The organism is Tractidigestivibacter scatoligenes, from assembly GCF_001494635.1.
In the GTDB taxonomy this organism is placed as follows: domain Bacteria; phylum Actinomycetota; class Coriobacteriia; order Coriobacteriales; family Atopobiaceae; genus Tractidigestivibacter; species Tractidigestivibacter scatoligenes.
In genome coordinates, this window is sequence record NZ_LOJF01000001.1 from 494,663 (window position 1) to 513,476 (window position 18,814).

Below are 18,814 nucleotides of genomic sequence, written 5' to 3' on the forward strand. Positions count from 1 at the left end.
AATGCGATGAGTGCGGCTGGGCCCTCTACTACAATGGGTTGCATGTCAAGTCCCGTATTCTTGGGGAGCGCCCATGCATATCCGTCCAGCTACGACTTCAGACCTCGACGGCGCCCGTGCCGTGTACGAGAGAGCTCGAGCCTTCATGCGAGAGGCCGGCAACCCCAACCAGTGGGGAAACTCCTTCCCGTCGCGCGGGCTGGTGGAGCAGGACATCGCCACGGGCGTCCCGCGCGTTTGCGTGGACGAGAACGGCAACGTCCTTGGCTGCTTCGCGTTCCTCCCCGGGCCGGAGCCTGACTACGCACACATCTACGAGGGTGCCTGGCCAAACGACGAGCCCTATGACCTCGTGCATCGCTTTGCGGTACTTCGCCAGGGGCGTGGCGTTGGCGGCGCGATGCTCGACTGGGCGCTTGAGCACGGGCGCAACCTTCGCGCGGACACCCATCGGGACAACAGGCCCATGCAGGGGCTTCTCGCCAGCAGGGGTTTCTCGTACTGCGGCGTCATCAGGCTGGGCCGCAACGGCGACGAGCGCCTGGCCTACGCATGCTGCGACCCCAAGGCACGGGAGGTCCCAGAGCGATGAGGCACGAGTCGGTTATCCAATCCGGGCACCTCTCATCAATCGTCGAGTTTCGCGAGAGGCTGTCCTGCGGTACCCGCCACGTCGTCGACGCCATCGTGATGGTTGGGCTCCTTGTGGTTGCGACGGCCGTGGGCATTGGGTTTGATTCCCTCGGGATGGGTGCTGCGTCAATCGTTGTGGTCTACGTGCTCTCCGTACAGCTAGTTGCGCTCTTCACAAACAGCCGCCTCCTCAGCGTGATTTCTACTGCCCTCTCGGTACTCGCGTTTAATTACTTCTTCACGTCACCGCGACTCTCCTTTGCGGCATGGGGCAGCCAGTATCCCGGAGAGTTCATCGTCATGTGTATAGTCGCGTTCGTCTCGAGCGAGCTTTCCGTAGAGCTGCGTCAGCGGATTCGAGGAGAGCAGGAGACCTCAAGGCTCCTGAGAGTGCTCCTCGAGACCGATCACATGCTCCAGGGGCTCGAGGGACCCACGGAGGTTCTCGAGGCGACAGGAGCCCAGCTCGCTAAGCTCCTCGACCGGGATGTGGTCTGGTATGAGTCAACGGGCGAGAAGGTCGAGCCTCGACGGAGCTTCACCCCTGCTGGGGAGAGCCCGGCTTGGGGTCTTGATGTGCTAACCGAACCGTCGGTCGCGATGTGCGCCTTCGAAAATGGCGAGCCGGCGGGAGAAGGCACGCCCCGCTTCTCCTCTGCCTCCGGACTCTACTTGCCCGTAGGGGACAAGCGACCGCCTGAGGGCGTCATGGGCATCCTCATGGGCGACCGGCCCCTCGAACCCAACGAGAGAAGTGTCGCCTCGGCCGTCATTGGTGAGGCGACACTCGCACTGGGTCGTATTCGAGCGCTTAGGGAACGCGAGGAGGCGCAAATGAGCGCGGAGAAGGAGCGGCTCCGTGCCAATCTCCTCCGCTCCATTTCGCATGACCTGAGGACGCCTCTGACCTCGATCATCGGTAGCGCCGACATTCTTCTCGACAGGGATGGGTCTCTCGGTGTCACTGAGTCCCGTCGTCTCCTCGAGGGCGTGCGGTCTGATGCAGCTTGGCTCAGTGAAACCGTGGAGAACCTCCTGGCAATCACCCGCCTAGAGAATGGGGGGATGCGTCTTAATACCAGCCTCGAGCTCATGGATGACGTAGTCGAGGAAGCACTTCGCCACGTGGACAGGCGCGTCTCGGAGCATTCGCTCGTCGTTGAGCCTTCGGATGGCGACTGCCTGGTAGACGTGGACGCGCGTCTCATGGTGCAGGTGATAGTAAACCTGGTGAACAATGCGGTAAAGTACACGCCGGCTGGCTCGCACATCACGATTGCCCTGCGGAGAGACGGCAGCTGGGTGAAGACCAGCGTATCGGACGATGGCCCGGGGATACCGCCCGGGGATCGTGATGGGGTCTTCGATACCTTCTATACTGTGGGCCATGGTCTCGCCGATGGTCGTAGGAGCTTCGGCCTTGGACTTTCGCTTTGCAAGTCTATAGTTGAGGCTCATGGTGGCTCGATTCGCCTTGATTCCGCTAGGCCGCATGGGTGCGTGTTCACCTTTACGCTTCCCGCGCGGGACCTGTCTGGAGGGGAATGCCGGTGACAACTGCCAATGGCCAGCCCAGAATACTCGTAGTCGAGGACGACGCAGCAGTGCGCAACCTCATCGTGACCGCTCTGGACTCATATGGTTACGCGCGCGTCGTCGCCGTCACCGGTCGCGAGGCAATAGCGCGGGCAGCAACGGACAACCCAGATCTGGTTCTCCTTGACCTTGGACTTCCCGACATCGATGGCGTGGAGGTCGTGCGCTCAATACGCGGGTGGTCGCAGATGCCCATCATCGTCGTAAGCGCCAGAGCGGAAGATGCCGACAAGATCGACGCCCTGGACGCCGGTGCCGACGACTATGTGACAAAGCCCTTCTCGGTGGGGGAACTTCTCGCCCGTATTCGCAGCGCTCTGCGTCGGCTGAGCTATGCCGGGGCAGCCGCTACTGAGGCCACCCCCAGCCCGTCTGTCTTCGAGGACGGCGACCTTCGCATCGACTACGACGCGGGAATCGTGACGCTGGCTGGCAATGAGGTGCATCTCACCCCCATCGAGTACAAGCTCCTCTGCCTCCTCTCGCACAACGTCGGGAAGGTCCTCACCCACGACTACATCCTCCACGAGGTGTGGGGAGATGGCCAAGGGGGCGACCTTGCCTCGCTTCGGGTGTACATGGGGTCTCTCCGCAAGAAGATCGAGGCCGATACCGCCCATCCTCGTTACATCCAGACGCATGTTGGCGTTGGCTACCGCATGGTTGGCATGGGCCAGGGTGAGGGCGCCACGCGCGACGCCTAGCCCAAAGAGGCTTGGGATGGGTAATAGCGCTTCCGGGCTGGCTCTCGCTCAATAAGGAATAACAAAATAGATCACATATACTATTACCTGCGGCTTTAATGGCATCTTTATCGTTGATTCATTAGTTTTTTATGCTGCAGATATGCTGAATTCGGCCGCGCTCTCAAACTTGGTGTCGGGATGTGCCGCCATGGATAGGCTTTCCTTTGCGTCGGCGTCATCGTCGATGCCATGCGCGCCGCCCATGTCGGGACGGCGTGCACCTAGTTGAAAGGAGGGCCTTCGTGGAAGCTCCCAAGCAGGTTTCGTCCTCTCCAATCGAGGAGATAGCGAAGCTCACGCCTGACAAGGTCTTCTCTGCGATGGGAACGGCTTCGGCTGGTCTCGCGTCCAACGAGGCAGCAAGCCGCCAAGCCAAGTACGGGAAGAACACCATTCAAGCAACCAGGAAGAAGTCCCAGGTTGTCGTCTTTCTCTCAAACTTCACGCACCTTATGGCCATACTGCTCTGGGTCGCCGGCATCATTGCCTTCATTGCCGGTATGCCCGAGCTTGGTGTGGCAGTTTGGCTGGTGAATGTCATCAACGGGTGCTTCAGCTACTGGCAGGAGCACCAGGCAGACAAGGCGACCGAAGCGCTCAAGAAGATGCTTCCTTCGTTCGTGAACGTCATTCGTGACGGTCACGAGCAGAAGATCCTTGCGGAGGACCTCGTCCCTGGTGACGTGATGCTCCTCGAGGAGGGCGACAAGATCTCTGCAGACGGCCGCGTTGTTCGCGCGAGCGACCTACAGGTAGACCAGTCGACGCTCACGGGCGAGTCCAACCCCGTGCGCAAGACCTCCGATGCGGTGCTCGACGAGGACCTTACGACATCCGAAACCCCCAACCTCGTGTTTGAGGGGACCTCCGTCTCTGAGGGCAATGGCCGCGTGGTCGTGACGCAGATCGGCATGTCGACCGAGTTTGGTAAGATCGCGAGCCTTACCCAGAACATGGGTGAGAAGCAGAGCCCCCTCCAAAAGCAGCTCGATCACCTCACCAAGCAGATCACCGTATTTGCGCTGTGCATGGGCATCGTCTTTCTCGTGCTTGACGTGGCGTTCGTTCACAACAGCATCGCTGCGTCCTTCATCTTTGCGCTTGGTATGGTGGTTGCCTTCATTCCCGAGGGCCTGCTCCCCACGGTCACGCTTTCGCTTGCAATGGCCGTCCAACGCATGAGCAAGCGCAACGCCCTCGTCAAGTCGCTGTCCTCGGTCGAGGCCCTGGGCTCGACGAGCGTCATCTGTACCGACAAGACGGGCACGCTCACCCAGAACGAGATGACCGTAAACCACCTGTGGACTCCATCTCGCGAGTACGAGGTCACGGGGGTCGGCTACGCACCTAAGGGCGAGGTCCGCGCGGACGGGCGCAGCTTCGCTGCTGCAGACGACGATGACCTTCGCCTGCTTCTCGTTGGCGGCGCGTTGTGCTCGAACGCTCGTCTGCTTGCCCCCGAGAAGGAGGGCGGCCGTTATACGGTGCTTGGGGACCCAACCGAGGCGTGCCTGCTTGTCTCGGCCCAGAAGGCCGGTCTTGACCTCTCGGAGGTGGAGCGCCACATTCCCCGCGTGCGCGAGCTTCCCTTCGAGAGCCGTCGCAAGCGCATGTCCACTATCCACCAGCTTGAGCGTCCCCTCGATGGGGCTACCCGCGTGGCGTTCGTGAAGGGCGCCCCCAACGAGTTGGTGCGTCTTTCGACGAAGGTTCGCGTGAACGGCGAGGTCATGGAGATGACCGACTCCCTGCGCGAGAAGATCATGCACGCCAACGACGGGTATGCGGAGGACGGCCTGCGCGTGCTTGCGGTTGCCTATCGACCGATTCATCGTGACGAGAAGGGCGTCCCCACCTCTGTGAGCGAGTACACCCCCGACGTCATCGAGCATGACCTGACCTTCGTTGGCCTCGAGGTAATGCAGGATCCCCCGCGTCCCGAGGTTGCCGCTGCAGTCGCTGAATGTCGTCGCGCTGGCATCCGCGTCATCATGATTACTGGCGACTACGGTCTGACTGCAGTCTCCATCGCCAGGAAGATCGGCATCGTGAAGAGCGCTCACCCCAAGGTGTTCTCCGGCCCTGAGCTCGAGAAGACCTCGGACGAAGAGCTGCGCAAGGCCCTCGAGGGCGAGGTTGTCTTCTCTCGCATGGCTCCTGAGCAGAAGCTCCGCGTTGTTGAGAACCTCCAGGCAATGGGCGAAGTCGTCGCAGTGACGGGTGACGGCGTCAACGATTCCCCCGCGCTCAAGAAGGCCGATATCGGCGTTGCCATGGGTGTTACGGGTACTGACGTCGCCAAGGAAGCTGCCGACATGATTCTCACGGACGACAACTTCGCCTCCATCGTGAGCGCGGTTGAGGAGGGCAGGGCCGTCTACGCGAACATCAGGAAGTTCATGCTCTACATCCTCAACTCCAACGTGCCCGAGGCTGTCCCCTCCGCTGTCTACCTGTTCTCTGGCGGCGCCGTGCCGCTCCCTCTCACCACGATGCAGATTCTCACCATCGACCTGGGTACCGACATGTTCCCTGCCCTCGGCCTGGGCTCCGAGCCCCCGGAGAAGGACGTCATGAACCGTCCTCCGCGAGACCCCTCCGAGCCCCTGCTCACGGGGAAGGTCATGCGTAAGGCGTTCCTGTGGTACGGCATTCTCGGCGCTCTCTCCTCGCTTGGTGCGTTCTTCTTTGCCCAGTGGGCGGCGGGCTGGCGTCCTGGTGCCACAATGTTCGGCGTTGGTGCGGACCTCGACCCCACGTACGTGAGGGCAACGACTATGGCGCTCGCGGCCATTGTGTTCTCGCAGATCGGCGAGGTCATGAACTGCCGCACGGAGCTTGCTTCTGTCTTCTCGGTGGGCCTGTTCTCGAACAAGCAGGTCAATAAGGGAATACTGTTCGAAGTGGCACTCATCGTGTTCATCACCTTGTTCCCGCCGATTCAGGACGTCTTCCACACCTGCCCGCTCAACGCATGGGACTACCTCTACCTCGTGCTTCTGCCCCCTGCGGTGCTTGCGCTCGAAGAGGCGAGGAAGGCCATTGTCCGCAGGCAAGGCCACTATGATCGCAACGGCGTCCGCATGGACACCCAGAGTGAAAGGTAGGACGTCATGAACGTTATTATCGTTGGGCTCGGCCGCATGGGCACAGGGCTCGCGAGGAAGCTCGATCGCCAGGGGCACAACGTGTGCGCCATCGACCAGAACCCCGAGCGCCTCGAGGAGCTCGGCGAGGGATACACCGGCCGCAAGCTCGCAGGCGTCGGCTTCGACCGCGACGTCCTCGCGAAGGCCGGCATCGACCGCGCCGAGGCGGTCATTTCCTGCACCACCTCAGACGAGGCGAATATCGTGATTGCGCGCATCGCCCGCGACTCCTACAGGGTTCCGCGCGTCATTGCCCGAATGTACGACGTGACCAAGGCCGATACATATCGCCGATTGGGCATCCAAACCATCTCGACGACCGACTGGGGTGTGCGTAGGGCTTGCGAGCTTCTTGCCTATCACCAGCAGGACTCGGTATTCGAAGTGGGCACGGGTGAGGTGCAGATCGTGCGTGCCGACGTGCCGTCCCTGCTTGAGAACAGGCCAGTCAGGGAGATCACGGTAGTCGGTGAGATCAAGGTCATCGCGCTCTCCCACAACAACCAGACCTTCATTCCAACGTCTGGGACTCTTTTGGGCCACGGTGACGTGGTGTATGCGGCAGTGTCGAGCGGCTCCTTGGAGAAGTTCGCTCATATTCTGGGCAAGACGGAGTAGGGGGATCTCTCATGCAGATCATCATTGTGGGCGGTGGTAAGACGGGGGCCTATCTTGCGCCCATCCTCAAGGATGACGGTTCCTCTGTCACCGTCATTGAGAACAGAAAGGCGGCTGTCCAGAAGTTCCGTGCCGCCCTGCCTGACCTGGACATCATCTGCGGGAACGGGACGAGCCCCGAGATTCTCGAGAAGGCTGGCATCCTTAATGCCGACGTGGTCATTGCCGCAACGGGAAGCGACGAGGTCAATCTTGTTGTCTCGACCCTCTCGAAGGTCGAGTACCAGGTCCCTCGCGTTGTTGCGCGCGTTAACAATCCCAAGAACGCGTGGATGTTCAACGAGTCCATGGGTGTCGATGTGGGCATCAACCAGGCAGACCTCCTTGCGCGCTCCGTTCAGGAGGGGCTCGACATGGAGGACGTGTTCACGATCATGCGCCTGGGTAAGGACAACCACGCGCTCGTGCAGATCGAGATTCGTCCAGGTTCCAGCGCAGACGGCAAGCGCGTGAGCGAGCTGCAGCTCCCCGACGAGACTGTGATTATCGCAATCGACCGCGCCGGTGACGTCATCATCCCCAAGGGGGACACTGGTCTCTGCGAGGGCGACAACATCCTTGCCTTTGCGAGCGAGAAGGCTCGCGGCGTGCTTCGCCGCGCCTTCGCTTAGGTGGCTCCTGTCACCAAGACGCCTTTTGCGGTTTGATGCCGTCCCGGATGCCGCGTTCAAGGTATCCGGGGCGGCTTGCTCTAAAAAGACTACGCTGCAAAGAGGCTGGATGGACATGCTGCGTTAAAGTCTGCACGTCTCTCGTGTGATACTGGAGCCCAGTTATATGAGTTGAGAGGCAACCACCATGCATGTGATCGAGCGCCTGCCCCTAGAGACGGAGCGGCTCATGCTACGCTGCTACACGCTTGCGGATGCGCCCTCCATCTACCGCATAAACTCTACCGAGGAGGTCACGCGGTACCTGCCCTTTGGGCCAATGATGTCCGAGGAGGACGCAATAAGCCAACTGGAGCGCTTCTTCCTGCCCGCATACGCGCAGGCAGATGCGGGCCAGACGGGACCCGGCGGCCTGCCACTTGACCTCAAGTTTGCCGCATGTCTCAAGGACACCAAAGAGCTCGTGGGCATGGTCTTCATCGAGACGTCCGACGGCTCGTGCGAGCTGGGCTACACGATCGATTCCCGCTGGTGGGGGAGGGGCATTGCCACCGAGATGTGCCAGGCCGTGGTAATGAAGCCTCGCCGCCCTGCCAAAGGTATCTGGCAGGGCGGCGAGAAGAACGGATGCCGCTTGTGGGAGCTTGAGCTTAAACCCTAGTGGTGGAACAGCCTCAGGCCCGTGAAGCACATGGCCATGCCGTAGCGGTCGGCGACCTCGATCACGTTGTCGTCGCGGATGGAGCCGCCGGGCTCCGCCACGTAGGTCACGCCGGAGCGGTGCGCGCGCTCGATGTTGTCGCCAAAGGGGAAGAAGGCGTCGGAGCCCAGCGTCACGCCGGTCTGCTGGGCGAGCCATGCACGCTTCTCGTCTTCTGTGAGGACCTCGGGCTTCTCGGCAAAGACGCGCTGCCAGGCGCCGTCGGCCAGGACGTCGTCGTGCTCATCCGAGATGTAGAGGTCGATAGCGTTGTCACGGTCCGGTCGGTGGATACCGTCAACAAAGTGCAGGCCAAGCACCTTGGGATGGCGACGCAGCCACCAGGTGTCGGCCTTGTTGCCGGCAAGGCGCGTGCAGTGAATGCGGCTCTGCTGGCCGGCGCCAACGCCAATGGCCTGGCCGTCCTTCACGTAGCACACGGAGTTTGACTGCGTGTACTTGAGGGTGATGAGACTCACAATCATGTCGATCGTTGCTGCCTCGGGGATGTCCTTGTTCTTGGTCACCACGTTGCCGAGAAGGTCGCGGTCAATCTTTGAGAAGTTGTGTCCCTGCTCGAAGGTGATGCCAAAGACGTCCTTGTGCTCGACGGCGGGGCAGACGTAGTTGGGGTCAATCTGGACCACGTTGTACTTGCCGTGCTTCTTGGAGCGCAGGATCTCGAGTGCCTCCGGCGTGTAGCCCGGCGCAATGATGCCGTCCGAGACCTCGTGCTTGAGGTAGAGGGCGGTACGCTCGTCGCAGGTGTCCGAGAGGGCCGCCCAGTCGCCAAAGGAGCTCATGCGGTCTGCGCCGCGCGCACGGATGTAGGCGCAGGCAATGGGCGTGAGCTCGCCCTCGTCATCCACGAAGAAGGCCTTCTTGTCCTCATCGGAGAGCGGCGTTCCCACGGCGGCACCAGCAGGCGAGACGTGCTTGAACGATGCGGCTGCAGGCATGCCGGTTGCCTCGCGCAGCTCGCGCACGAGCTGCCAGGAGTTGAGGGCGTCGAGGAAGTTGATGTAGCCCGGCGTGCCGGAGAGCACCGTCACAGGCAGCTCGGAGCCATCCGCCATGAAGATGCGTGCAGGCTTCTGGTTGGGATTGCAGCCGTACTTGAGTTCAAGCGAGTTCATACGTTTCCTTTCCTGTATTGTGCCTTTGCCTCTTTGCCTGCTGCTCAAACAGCGCTTCGCGAACTCGCCGCAGGCAAAGAGGCAAAGGCCAGCGGAGAAGAACGGCAAGGCTTACCGTAGTACGGCTGCAAGACCATCAGCCGTGACACGCAAGCAAACCTAAAAGAGCTGCAAGTGGAACAGGAGGTGGAGGCGACGAGGACCGGCGGGCGCACGGCATATCTTTCCTGCGGCGAGCTCGCGAAGCGCTGTTCGAGTCCGCAGGAAAGACATGCCGTGCCAACCCACCGCCGGCCCTAGTCGCCGAGGTTCTTATTGAAGATGCGCACCTCGCCCTTCACGTTGGTGTAGAGCGAGACCTTGTTCTGCGTGTTGAGCGCCTCCCAGATCTCCTCGGGGCTCCCCATGCCCACGTGGATGGGCTCTCCCGCAAAGCTGGGAAGCGGGTTGCCGTCTCCCTGGTAGGTGCTGATGAAGTAGCCGCAGCCGCCGTCGGCACCCTCGTACGAGAAGAACTCGCGGGTACAGCGCCCGTCTCGGGCACGCTTGAGGATGGAGAGCTCAAATGAGCCATCGGGGTGTAGCACCGAGCTGATGCGCGGCGTGTAGTTGGGCTCGTCCGGCTCGTACTCGCGCGCCATGCAGCCTGCGATAAAGTCGCCCTTCTCGACGATGGTATCGGTCTGATCGCCGTTGGTCACCACAAGGTCGTCACCCATGGTGCGAACGGGGTGGTAAATGATGAGGCTGGGGTCCTCGAGAAGCGCAGGGTCGTGCGCCTCGGTGCGAATGCCGTCCTCGGTCTTCACAAACACGCGGTTTCGGCTGTTGGAGCTGCGTCCCATGATCCAGTAGTAGACGCAGCGGCTACCAACCACAATGCCGCGTCCGGGATAGGGGTTGTCGCGCAGTAGCTCGAGCAGATCCACCATGGGTCCTCTCTTCTCTCGTGCGCACGCGAGCGGGTCTGGTCCCAAAAGACAGCAGCGGGCAAGCACCCACTCAGGTGCGCTTGCCCAGACGGTCGGCGGGTTGTGTTCACGCTGCTTCCCCGTGGTGTCCCACGATTATCCGTCAGTAACAGCGCGTTTCCTGTGGTTTCACTGTATCACGCCGAGAGGGGTGCAAGGTCTTGACATCAAGAATGCGCTTTGTTGCCATGACGCTGGCGTGTGGCGATTGTCTCATCTTGCAACGGGGTAAGATATCTCTCAAGATATCTTTTGAATTGGAGGTTGCGCTATGCCAGTTGTCGAGGAGTGCGAGGCCAAGCTCTGCTCGTGGGGCGCATCCAAGGCGGTGCGCATTCCCAAGGCAGTTTGTGACTCGCTGCGACTTGCCGTGGGGTCCAATCTCAGCATTAGCTGCGGGACAGACGAGAACGGCCCCTTCATCATGATGCGTCCAGCCGAGGAGAGCCACAGGTGCTATTGCGACGCTCCCTACGTGTCGATTGACTCCCTCTTCAGGGGGCACGAGGATGCTTCCCAGCCCACCGAGGTGGATTGGGGCGAGGACGTTGGCGGGGAGGTCGTGGAGTGACTCATCTCGAACAGGGTGACATCGTCGAGGTGGATTTTAGCTCGGCCTACGGTCACGAGCCGGCCAAGTACCGGCCGGCCGTCGTTGTGAGTGGATACGGCTTCAACAGCCGCTCCAGCATGACGGCAGTGGTCCCTGTGACTACGACGAACAATGGGTACCCCCTCCATTTCGACATGGGGAAGAGCCCAGTGAAGGGCTACGCCTGCGTAGAGCAGCTGCGCTGTCTTGACCTCTCGGCCCGTGGGTACCGGCTTGTTGGGGTCGCCGGCCGTGACGCAATGCTCAACATCATGTCTGCCATTAGGGGGATGTTCGAGCTGAAGTAGTCCGGGGCCGTTACGTCCCGCCTGTTTGTGAATTAGCCGCGATGACAGGCATGCGGCGCATCGTTTGGCTTGCTTGGGGCAAGCTACGTCAGTTACACCCATGCCACTTGTGGCGAAGGAACCTGAGGGGGATTGTTTTGGCTGTTCGACCAACCGACAAGAACGACCGCGCGACCATCCGTCGCACGCTGCACTACTTCTGGGGAGTCACGCGCCAGAAGATGGGTGCCTTCGTGCTCTCCATTGTGAGCTCGGTGGGCTACATCGCGCTTCTCACCTTTGCGAACACCTACGTGATGGGCCTCATTGTGGACCGCGTGCAGGCCTCGCCCGTCTCGGCAGACCAGGTGCTTCCCGTGTTTGGACCCTATGTGCTGGCGCTTCTCGTGGTGAACGCTGTTGGCCAGACGCTCTCCAAGCTCCAGGACTACTCGGTCTACAAGCTGGAGATCAACGGTGACTACCAGCTCTCTCGCCTGTGCTTCGACACACTATCCAACCAGTCGATGACGTTCCACAACAGCCGCTTTGGCGGCAGCCTGGTGAGCCAGACTTCGCGGTTTGTCTCGGGCTATTCCGGCCTGGTTGACGTGGTGACGTACTCGCTGTGGCCAACGCTTGCCTCGATCGTGCTCACGGTGGGCATTCTCGCGCCGATCGCGCCGCTCTTTGTTGCCATACTCGTGGTGATGCTTGTGCTCTATGTGGTCATCGCCTACGGCATGTACCGGCGCATCCTGCCCCTCTCGGCAGAGGCTTCGCGTGCTCAGAACAAGCTTTCCGGCGTGCTTTCCGACGCCGTAACCAACATTCTTGCCGTCAAGACCTACGGCCGTGAGGACTACGAGCGCGGGCTCTTTACTACGGCGGACCGCGAGGCAATGGCGGCCGAGAACATCAACATGCGCGCGACCATGCGGCGCGGCTTTACCACGTCGGCGCTCATTACCGTGATTATGTTTGTGGTCTCGATCTTTGTGGTGGGCGGCAATGCCTGGTTTGGCATTAGTGCCGGCACGCTGGTCATGATGTTCACCTACACGTATAACCTCACAATGCGCTTCAACTACTTCAACTCCATGATGCAGCGCATCAACCGTGCCCTTGGCGACGCTGCCGAGATGACGCGCGTGCTGGACGAGCCCACGCTCGTGGCAGACGACGAGGACGCAAAGCCGCTTGAGGTGACCGAGGGACGCATCGACTTCGAGAACCTGCGCTTCCGCTATCCGGACGCACCCAAGGACGACTACGTCTTTGAGGACCTCAACCTTCACATTCCCGCAGGCCAACGCGTTGGCCTGGTGGGGCGCTCCGGCTCTGGCAAGACAACGCTCACCAAGCTCCTGCTGCGCTTGGACGACGTGCAGGAGGGGCGCGTGCTGGTGGATGGCCAGGACGTGAGCCACTGCACCCAGCAGAGCCTGCGCCGCCAGGTGGCCTACGTCCCGCAGGAGGCGCTGCTCTTCCACCGCTCTATCCGTGAGAACATCGCCTACGGCAAGCCTGACGCCACGGAGGAGGAGATTCGTCGCGCTGCCGAGGAGGCAAATGCGCTCGAGTTCATCGAGCGGCTGCCGGACGGCTTCGACACCATGGTGGGCGAGAGGGGCGTCAAGCTCTCGGGAGGTCAGCGCCAGCGTGTGGCAATTGCCCGTGCCATTCTGGTCGATGCGCCCATCCTGGTGCTAGACGAGGCGACCTCTGCGCTGGACTCCGAGTCTGAGGCACTCGTGCAGGGCGCGCTTGAGAACCTCATGCGCGGGCGCACCTCCATCGTGGTTGCGCACCGCCTGTCCACGGTGGCGTCGCTCGACCGCATCGTGGTGCTTGCGCACGGTGAGGTCGTTGAGGACGGCACCCACCACGAGCTGGTCGAGCGTGGTGGCGAGTACGCGAGCCTTTGGAACCGTCAGACTGGCGGCTTCTTGGAGTAGGGAAGGCCTTCTCCGCAACGTACGCCCCGACTTCGCAATCCATTCTGCGAAGTTGGGGCATTTTGCTCCGTCTGTGCTCTGTGTGCGATAACTGATGAAAAAGGGACCCCGGTTTTGGCCGGGGCGCCGCTTTCTATGCCCACGCGTGCTGGGCAAACTGGGGATCATCCTCCCAGATGGTGATTGCGCCCGTGGCAAGCGTTGTGGGAACGTCGATGAGCCGCTGGTTGGACGAGCCGCGGAAGCGCAGCGTGATGTCGTGCAGCTCCTGCACAAAGGGGCCGTCTACCAAGACGTTCAGGCAGTCGAGGATGCGGTTCATGTCAGGTGAGGCGTGGTCGCCGTTGCCTGTGAGCTGCTCCCAGGTGCGCCCGGAGTACATCCAGATGTTCTTCTCGGGATAGGCTGCCCGCACGCGCTCGAGGAAGGGCGCCAGGGCCGCGGCGTTCTCTGGCTCCGTGGGCTCACCGCCCAGGACGGAGAGCCCGTCGATGTAGGGTGCGGAAAGCGACGAGAGGATCTCCTCCTCGGTGTCTTGTGTGAACGGCTTGCCGGCCGAGAAGCTCCAGGCCTCCTCGTTGAAGCAGTTCTTGCAGTGCAGACGGCAGCCGGAGACAAAGAGCGAGGTACGTACCCCGGTCCCGTTGGCGATGTCGCAGTACTTGATGGTTGCGTAGTTCATGGGAAGACCCCTTTTGGATTGAGACGTGCTAGTGGGTAGAGCGCTGCCGGACAAGGCCACGTATGCGCACCGTATCGGTTGAACGCTCATAGGTGTAAACGATATAGAACGGCGCAACATTGCACCGGCGCACTTCTCCTCCATACTTGCTTGTAAGGTATTCCGAAGAGACGAGCGTGCCACTTTCCGGAAAGGTCTCGAGCATCGAGAGGACTGATTCGAGGTGCTTGCGAACGCGAGGGGAGTAGATGGTCTCGACGTCATGTAGAAACGAGAGCGCGTACAGCATCTTAGCCATTGGCTGCCAGCCTCTCGTCGAGCACACTGAAGAATGCATCAGTTCCCTCGATGCATTCCCCCTGTTCAAAGCAGTCATCAGAGGCCTTAATGCACGCGCGCATGCGCTCCGTGAGCGCCGCCTCCTCGGCGGCCTTGTTGAGCTGCTCCTCAAAGAGCTCCTCGCTCATGAAGACAAAGGCTGCGTTGCCGTTCTCCGTTATATGGACCACGTCCTTGCGGGCAATGTCCTTAATCTCGCGCTGGCGCGTCTTGAGGGCTGCGGAGGAATAGATGGCAGTCATGGGAGCTCCTTTGCTGACGCAATTGGATACCAAATATAGTACCAAATTGAGTACTTAATTAGTACCGTATGGCGGCTTGACGAATAGTTGCGTTCCAAATCCCCGTACGGAAGCGAGTTGTGACTTGTCTCTTGCAGGGGGTTGCTCAAGACCGCCACAATTATTGCGCGAAATTCCTGGCAAGAACGACATTCGACCAGTTGAGCTCAGTAACATCGTGGAATATCGTGCAATAATTCAGTGTCAGCGCGGTCAAGCCAAGACGCGCGGGCGAGACACGCCAAGCTACTCGCCCCCCCTGGTGGTCGCGTGCCGAGAAAAACCGCAGGTAGAACACCTGCGGTTGCCAAGAGAGCTGCTATTAAGTCGCGGTTTTCGAGCAGGGAGCCTTTTCTGCCCCCGCCAGCCGCCAAGCGCGTGCTGCCCGTAAGGAGGCGCCTCGCCCCTCTGCTCTTAGGATGCTTTTCGCGTGCTTTGCCTGTAAGAAGGGGCCGCCCCCTCGTGGACGGCGAGTCGCGAAGCGAGCGAGCGCTACGCACGAGCGCCGAGCATGTCCACGCGGGGGCGGCCCTCATCGAGCTTACAGGTGCAGCACGCGATCCTTGATCTCTTCCGTGCGGCCTTGGTTCCAGAACTGCGTACCAATGTAGCCGCAGGTACGTCGGGCCACGTTGAGCTTGGACTGGTCGCGGTTGCCGCAGTGCGGGCACTCCCAGACGAGCTTGCCGTCGTCCTCCACGATCTTGATCTCGCCGTCGTAGCCGCACACCTGGCAGTAGTCGGACTTGGTGTTGAGCTCGGCGTACATGATGTTGTCGTAGATGAACTGCATGACGCGGATGACAGCCTCGAGGTTGTCCTGCATGTTGGGTACCTCGACGTAGGAGATGGCGCCGCCGGGGGAGAGGCGCTGGAACTCGCTCTCGAACTTGAGCTTGGTGAAGGCATCGATCTTCTCGCGCACGTTCACGTGGTAGGAGTTCGTGATGTAGCCGTGATCGGTGATGCCCTTGACCACGCCAAAGCGCTTCTGCAGGCACTTGGCGAACTTGTACGTGGTGGACTCGAGCGGCGTGCCGTAGAGCGAGTAGTCGATGTTCTCGGCGGCCTTCCACTCGGCGCACTTGTCGTTCATGTGCTGCATGACGGAGAGCGCGAAGGGCTTGGCCTCCTCGTCGGTGTGGCTCTTGCCGGTCATGTACTTCACGCACTCGTAGAGGCCGGCGTAGCCAAGCGAGATGGTGGAGTAGCCGCCATAGAGGAGCTTGTCAATCTTCTCGCCCTTGTCGAGACGGGCCAGCGCGCCATACTGCCAGAGGATGGGCGCCGCGTCGGAGAGGGTGCCGCAGAGACGGTCGTGGCGGCAGCGCAGGGCACGGTGGCAGAGCTCGAGGCGCTCGTCGAAGATCTTCCAGAACTTGTCCATGTCACCATCGGACGAGAGTGCGACGTCGGGCAGATTGATGGTCACGACGCCCTGGTTGAAGCGGCCGTAGTACTTGGGCTTGCCGGGCTCGTAGTTCTTGGCCTTGGCGACGTTGTCGTAGCCGTTGCCGGAACGGTCGGGCGTGAGGAAGGAGCGGCAGCCCATGCAGGTGTACACGTCGCCGTGACCCTCGGTCTCGCCCTTGGAGAGCTTGTACTCGCGCATCTTCTTCTCGGAGATGTAGTCGGGCACCATGCGCTTGGCGGTGCACTTGGCTGCCATCTTGGTGAGATAGAAGTACGGGTCGCCCTCGTGGATGTTGTCCTCCTCGAGCACGTAGATGAGCTTGGGGAACGCCGGGGTGATCCAGACGCCCTTCTCGTTCTTGACGCCCTGGTAGCGCTGCTTGAGCATCTCCTCGATGATAAGGGCGAGGTCGTGCTTCTCCTGCGCGCTGCGTGCCTCGTTGAGGTACATGAAGACGGTGATGAACGGCGCCTGGCCGTTGGTGGTCATGAGGGTGACAACCTGGTACTGGATGGTCTGGACGCCACGCGCGACCTCGTCGCGCAGGCGCTTCTCGACCATCTCGTCGATCTGCTCGGGCGATGCCTTGTAGCCGATGGTCTCCATCTCGGCATAGACCGAGCGACGGATCTTCTTGCGGGAGACGTCGACAAAGGGCGCGAGGTGCGTGAGCGAGATGGACTGGCCGCCGTACTGGCAGGAGGCCACCTGGGCGATGATCTGTGTGGCGATGTTGCAGGCGGTGGAGAAGCTGTGCGGGCGCTCGATGAGCGTGCCGGAGATGACGGTGCCGTTCTGCAGCATGTCATCGAGGTTGATGAGGTCGCAGTTGTGCATGTGCTGCGCGTAGTAGTCCGCGTCGTGGAAGTGGATGATGCCCTCTTCGTGCGCCTGGACAATGTCAGCGGGGAGAAGGTCGCGCATGGTGAGGTCCTTGGAGACCTCGCCGGCCATGTAGTCACGCTGGACGGAGACGACGGTGGGGTTCTTGTTGGAGTTCTCCTGCTTGACCTCCTCGTTGTTGCACTCGATGAGGGCAAGGATCTTGTCGTCCGTCGTGTTCTTCTGGCGCTTCTGGTTCTGGACGTAGCGGTAGATGATGTACTTGCGGGCCACAGAGAAGTGGTCGAGGGCCATGAGCTGGTCCTCGACGAGGTCCTGGACCTCCTCGACGGTGACCGTGTGGCCAGACTCCATGCACTCGTCGGTGACGTTGAGCGAGGCGAAGCGAATCTCGCGCTCGGTGAGACGCTCGTCCTCGGGCACTTCCATGTTGGCCTTGCGGATGGCGTTCTCGATCTTGGCAACGTCGAACGTGACCTCCGAACCGTTGCGCTTGATGATCTTCATGTGCTCACTCTCCCTTTGCACAGTGCCTGGCAGAAGAAAAACGTGCAGGTGCTGGCAATGCGTTTGGTGTGTCTCTCTTGGTGCTGCAACCGGTGCTGCGTTGCGGCGCTGTCTACTATGCCACAATATCTTGTGCCCAGAGCATGAGATAAATACCGGATATTGCATCTCGATATTTCATATTGCGTTGGAACATTGCAGAGTCATCGCAGGTGAGAAAAGGGCGGAAGTTCAAACATTTAAGATAACGATGCCATTTATCGACTCGATTTTCGGTGAACGGTGGAGGTGTCTTGTGGGCCTCTTGTGCCATGCGGTCCAAGCTGCCAGATAGCCGGTCCTGGGGACTCGGACGGGCTTCCGCCCTACCGTTGGCCCCTCCCTTGGCCGCCGCCTGCCCCACCCAATGTAACAATCGGGCTCGTCATTGCCTACAGGCGTCCCCATTTGCCCGCTTGTGGTCTACAGTCCCATGCGTACGTTACGCCTGCATCCGGGGAGGGGTGTGCATGCAGTTCTCAAAGAGGCTCGACCTGTTTGGCGACGAGGTCTTTGCCGCTCTTAACGCCAAGCGTCGCGAGCTCGAGGCACAGGGTCGCGAGGTGTTTGACCTCTCGGTTGGCACGCCGGACTTCGAGCCGCCGCGCCACGTGGTTGAGGCGCTGCGAAAGAGCGCCGAAGATCCTGCCAACTGGAAGTACGCCCTGCACGACAAGGACGAGCTGCTCCAGGCTGTCTGCGACTACTACTGCACGCGCTTTGGCGTTGAGGGCATCACGCCCTCCATGGTCATGAGCTGCCGCGGCACGCAGGAGGGCATGGGTCACGTGTGCGCGGCACTGGCAGATCCCGGCGATGTGGCTCTCATTCCCGATCCGTGCTACCCGGTCTTTGCCACCGGCACGCTTCTGGCGGGAGCAAAGCCCTGGTATTACCCACTTACGGCTGAGCACGACTTCCTCCCGTGGGTGGAGGGCATCCCCGATGACGTTGCGGATGCTGCGCGCTACATGGTGGTCTCGCTTCCCGCGAACCCCGTTGGCTCCGTGGGTACGCCCGAGGTGTACGAGCAAATCATCGCCTTTGCCAAGGCTCACGACATCGTGGTTATTCACGATAACGCCTACTCCGACATCGTTTTCGACGGCCCGGCCGGCGGGAGCTTCCTCGACTATCCCGGCGCGCTCGACGTGGGCGTGGAGTTCCTCTCGCTCTCCAAGTCCTTCAACGTGACCGGCGCGCGCCTCTCGTTTTTGGTGGGGCGCGAGGACATCGTGGCCGCCACGCGCAAGCTCCGTAGCCAGGTGGACTTTGGCATGTTCCTGCCCGAGCAGGACGCGGCAATTGCCGCACTCACCGGCCCGCGCGACTCGGTCGAGCGTCAGCGCCTGCTCTACCAGGAGCGCAGGGATGCGCTCTGCGACGGCCTGGAGGCCGTTGGCTGGGAACGCCCCAACGCTCACGGGTCGATGTTCGTGTGGGCGCGCATTCCGCATGGTCGCATGGACTCCCAGGCATTTGCGCTCGAGCTTATGGAGAAGGCCGGCGTCATAGTGACGCCGGGCGCGAGCTTTGGCCCCTCGGGCGAGGGCTACGTGCGCTTTGCCCTGGTCATGCCTCCGGAGCGCCTGCGCGAGGCATGCCGAAGGATTGGCGAGTCTGGGATCTAGCGGGGTCGCGTCTGCGAAAGC

Annotated in this window: 17 protein-coding genes and 1 riboswitch; of the genes, 11 read left to right on the top strand and 6 right to left on the bottom strand. The window is 61.2% G+C overall.

All coding sequences use genetic code 11. The features are described from left to right. The first annotated feature begins 73 nt into the window (after positions 1-73). The 7 genes from AUL39_RS02235 to AUL39_RS02265 all read left to right on the top strand — a co-directional run bounded on the left by AUL39_RS02235 (position 74) and on the right by AUL39_RS02265 (position 8,074). On the top strand, positions 74-592 hold the full coding sequence (locus AUL39_RS02235) for a GNAT family N-acetyltransferase (RefSeq protein WP_059053162.1): 519 nt from the start codon (positions 74-76) through the stop codon (positions 590-592). Further along, positions 589-2,187 carry an ATP-binding protein gene (locus AUL39_RS02240; protein WP_059053164.1) on the top strand — a complete coding sequence of 533 codons (1,599 nt, stop codon included), beginning with the start codon at positions 589-591 and terminating at the stop codon, positions 2,185-2,187. The genes AUL39_RS02235 and AUL39_RS02240 overlap by 4 nt, the downstream gene beginning before the upstream one ends. Beyond that, positions 2,178-2,933, top strand: coding sequence for a response regulator (locus tag AUL39_RS02245; protein ID WP_059053166.1), 756 nt, complete (start codon positions 2,178-2,180; stop codon positions 2,931-2,933). Before AUL39_RS02240 ends, AUL39_RS02245 begins: the two co-directional genes overlap by 10 nt. 284 nt (positions 2,934-3,217) lie before the next feature. Further along, the gene (locus tag AUL39_RS02250) at positions 3,218-6,082 is read left to right on the top strand and encodes a cation-translocating P-type ATPase (RefSeq protein ID WP_070807529.1); all 2,865 of its coding nucleotides are present in this window, start codon (positions 3,218-3,220) and stop codon (positions 6,080-6,082) included. Between the two features lie 6 nt (positions 6,083-6,088). Next, complete coding sequence (locus AUL39_RS02255; protein ID WP_059053169.1) at positions 6,089-6,742, top strand: potassium channel family protein; 654 nt, start codon at positions 6,089-6,091, stop codon at positions 6,740-6,742. A gap of 11 nt (positions 6,743-6,753) precedes the next feature. After that, complete coding sequence (locus AUL39_RS02260; RefSeq protein ID WP_059053171.1) at positions 6,754-7,413, top strand: potassium channel family protein; 660 nt, start codon at positions 6,754-6,756, stop codon at positions 7,411-7,413. 187 nt (positions 7,414-7,600) lie between these two features. Further along, a complete protein-coding gene (locus AUL39_RS02265; protein WP_059053173.1) occupies positions 7,601-8,074 on the top strand; it encodes a GNAT family N-acetyltransferase in 474 nt (157 codons plus the stop codon). Here the strand turns inward: AUL39_RS02265 and AUL39_RS02270 are convergent. Both AUL39_RS02270 and AUL39_RS02275 read right to left on the bottom strand, forming a co-directional pair. Beyond that, complete coding sequence (locus AUL39_RS02270; RefSeq protein ID WP_059053175.1) at positions 8,071-9,249, bottom strand: phosphoribosylaminoimidazolecarboxamide formyltransferase; 1,179 nt, start codon at positions 9,247-9,249, stop codon at positions 8,071-8,073. The genes AUL39_RS02265 and AUL39_RS02270 overlap by 4 nt on opposite strands. A gap of 296 nt (positions 9,250-9,545) precedes the next feature. Beyond that, the gene (locus tag AUL39_RS02275) at positions 9,546-10,181 is read right to left on the bottom strand and encodes an IMP cyclohydrolase (RefSeq protein WP_059053177.1); all 636 of its coding nucleotides are present in this window, start codon (positions 10,179-10,181) and stop codon (positions 9,546-9,548) included. Positions 10,182-10,256: 75 nt separating this feature from the next. Next, positions 10,257-10,341, bottom strand: a riboswitch (ZMP/ZTP riboswitch). A gap of 150 nt (positions 10,342-10,491) precedes the next feature. On the opposite strand from AUL39_RS02275, the gene AUL39_RS02280 reads away from it, so the two are divergent. The 3 genes from AUL39_RS02280 to AUL39_RS02290 all read left to right on the top strand — a co-directional run bounded on the left by AUL39_RS02280 (position 10,492) and on the right by AUL39_RS02290 (position 13,057). Beyond that, complete coding sequence (locus tag AUL39_RS02280) at positions 10,492-10,791, top strand: AbrB/MazE/SpoVT family DNA-binding domain-containing protein (RefSeq protein WP_059053179.1); 300 nt, start codon at positions 10,492-10,494, stop codon at positions 10,789-10,791. Next, entirely contained in the window at positions 10,788-11,120 is a 333-nt protein-coding gene (locus AUL39_RS02285) for a type II toxin-antitoxin system PemK/MazF family toxin (protein ID WP_059053181.1), read from the top strand. Before AUL39_RS02280 ends, AUL39_RS02285 begins: the two co-directional genes overlap by 4 nt. Positions 11,121-11,257: 137 nt before the next feature. After that, entirely contained in the window at positions 11,258-13,057 is a 1,800-nt protein-coding gene (locus AUL39_RS02290) for an ABC transporter ATP-binding protein (protein ID WP_059053183.1), read from the top strand. 133 nt (positions 13,058-13,190) lie between these two features. Here the strand turns inward: AUL39_RS02290 and nrdG are convergent, their stop codons facing one another. The 4 genes from nrdG to nrdD all read right to left on the bottom strand — a co-directional run bounded on the left by nrdG (position 13,191) and on the right by nrdD (position 17,123). Next, positions 13,191-13,739, bottom strand: coding sequence for an anaerobic ribonucleoside-triphosphate reductase activating protein (nrdG, locus tag AUL39_RS02295; RefSeq protein WP_059053185.1), 549 nt, complete (start codon positions 13,737-13,739; stop codon positions 13,191-13,193). 28 nt (positions 13,740-13,767) lie between these two features. Further along, complete coding sequence (locus AUL39_RS02300; RefSeq protein WP_059053188.1) at positions 13,768-14,037, bottom strand: type II toxin-antitoxin system RelE/ParE family toxin; 270 nt, start codon at positions 14,035-14,037, stop codon at positions 13,768-13,770. Next, positions 14,030-14,320 carry a hypothetical protein gene (locus tag AUL39_RS02305; RefSeq protein ID WP_059053191.1) on the bottom strand — a complete coding sequence of 97 codons (291 nt, stop codon included), beginning with the start codon at positions 14,318-14,320 and terminating at the stop codon, positions 14,030-14,032. The genes AUL39_RS02300 and AUL39_RS02305 overlap by 8 nt, the downstream gene beginning before the upstream one ends. 580 nt (positions 14,321-14,900) lie before the next feature. Further along, positions 14,901-17,123 (bottom strand): anaerobic ribonucleoside-triphosphate reductase, encoded by a 2,223-nt coding sequence (gene nrdD, locus AUL39_RS02310; protein ID WP_059053193.1) that lies wholly within the window; start codon positions 17,121-17,123, stop codon positions 14,901-14,903. A 509-nt stretch (positions 17,124-17,632) separates the two neighbouring features. Here nrdD and AUL39_RS02315 point away from each other — a divergent pair. Next, positions 17,633-18,793, top strand: a complete 1,161-nt coding sequence (locus AUL39_RS02315) for an aminotransferase class I/II-fold pyridoxal phosphate-dependent enzyme (protein ID WP_059053195.1) — start codon at positions 17,633-17,635, stop codon at positions 18,791-18,793. Positions 18,794-18,814 lie beyond the last annotated feature (21 nt).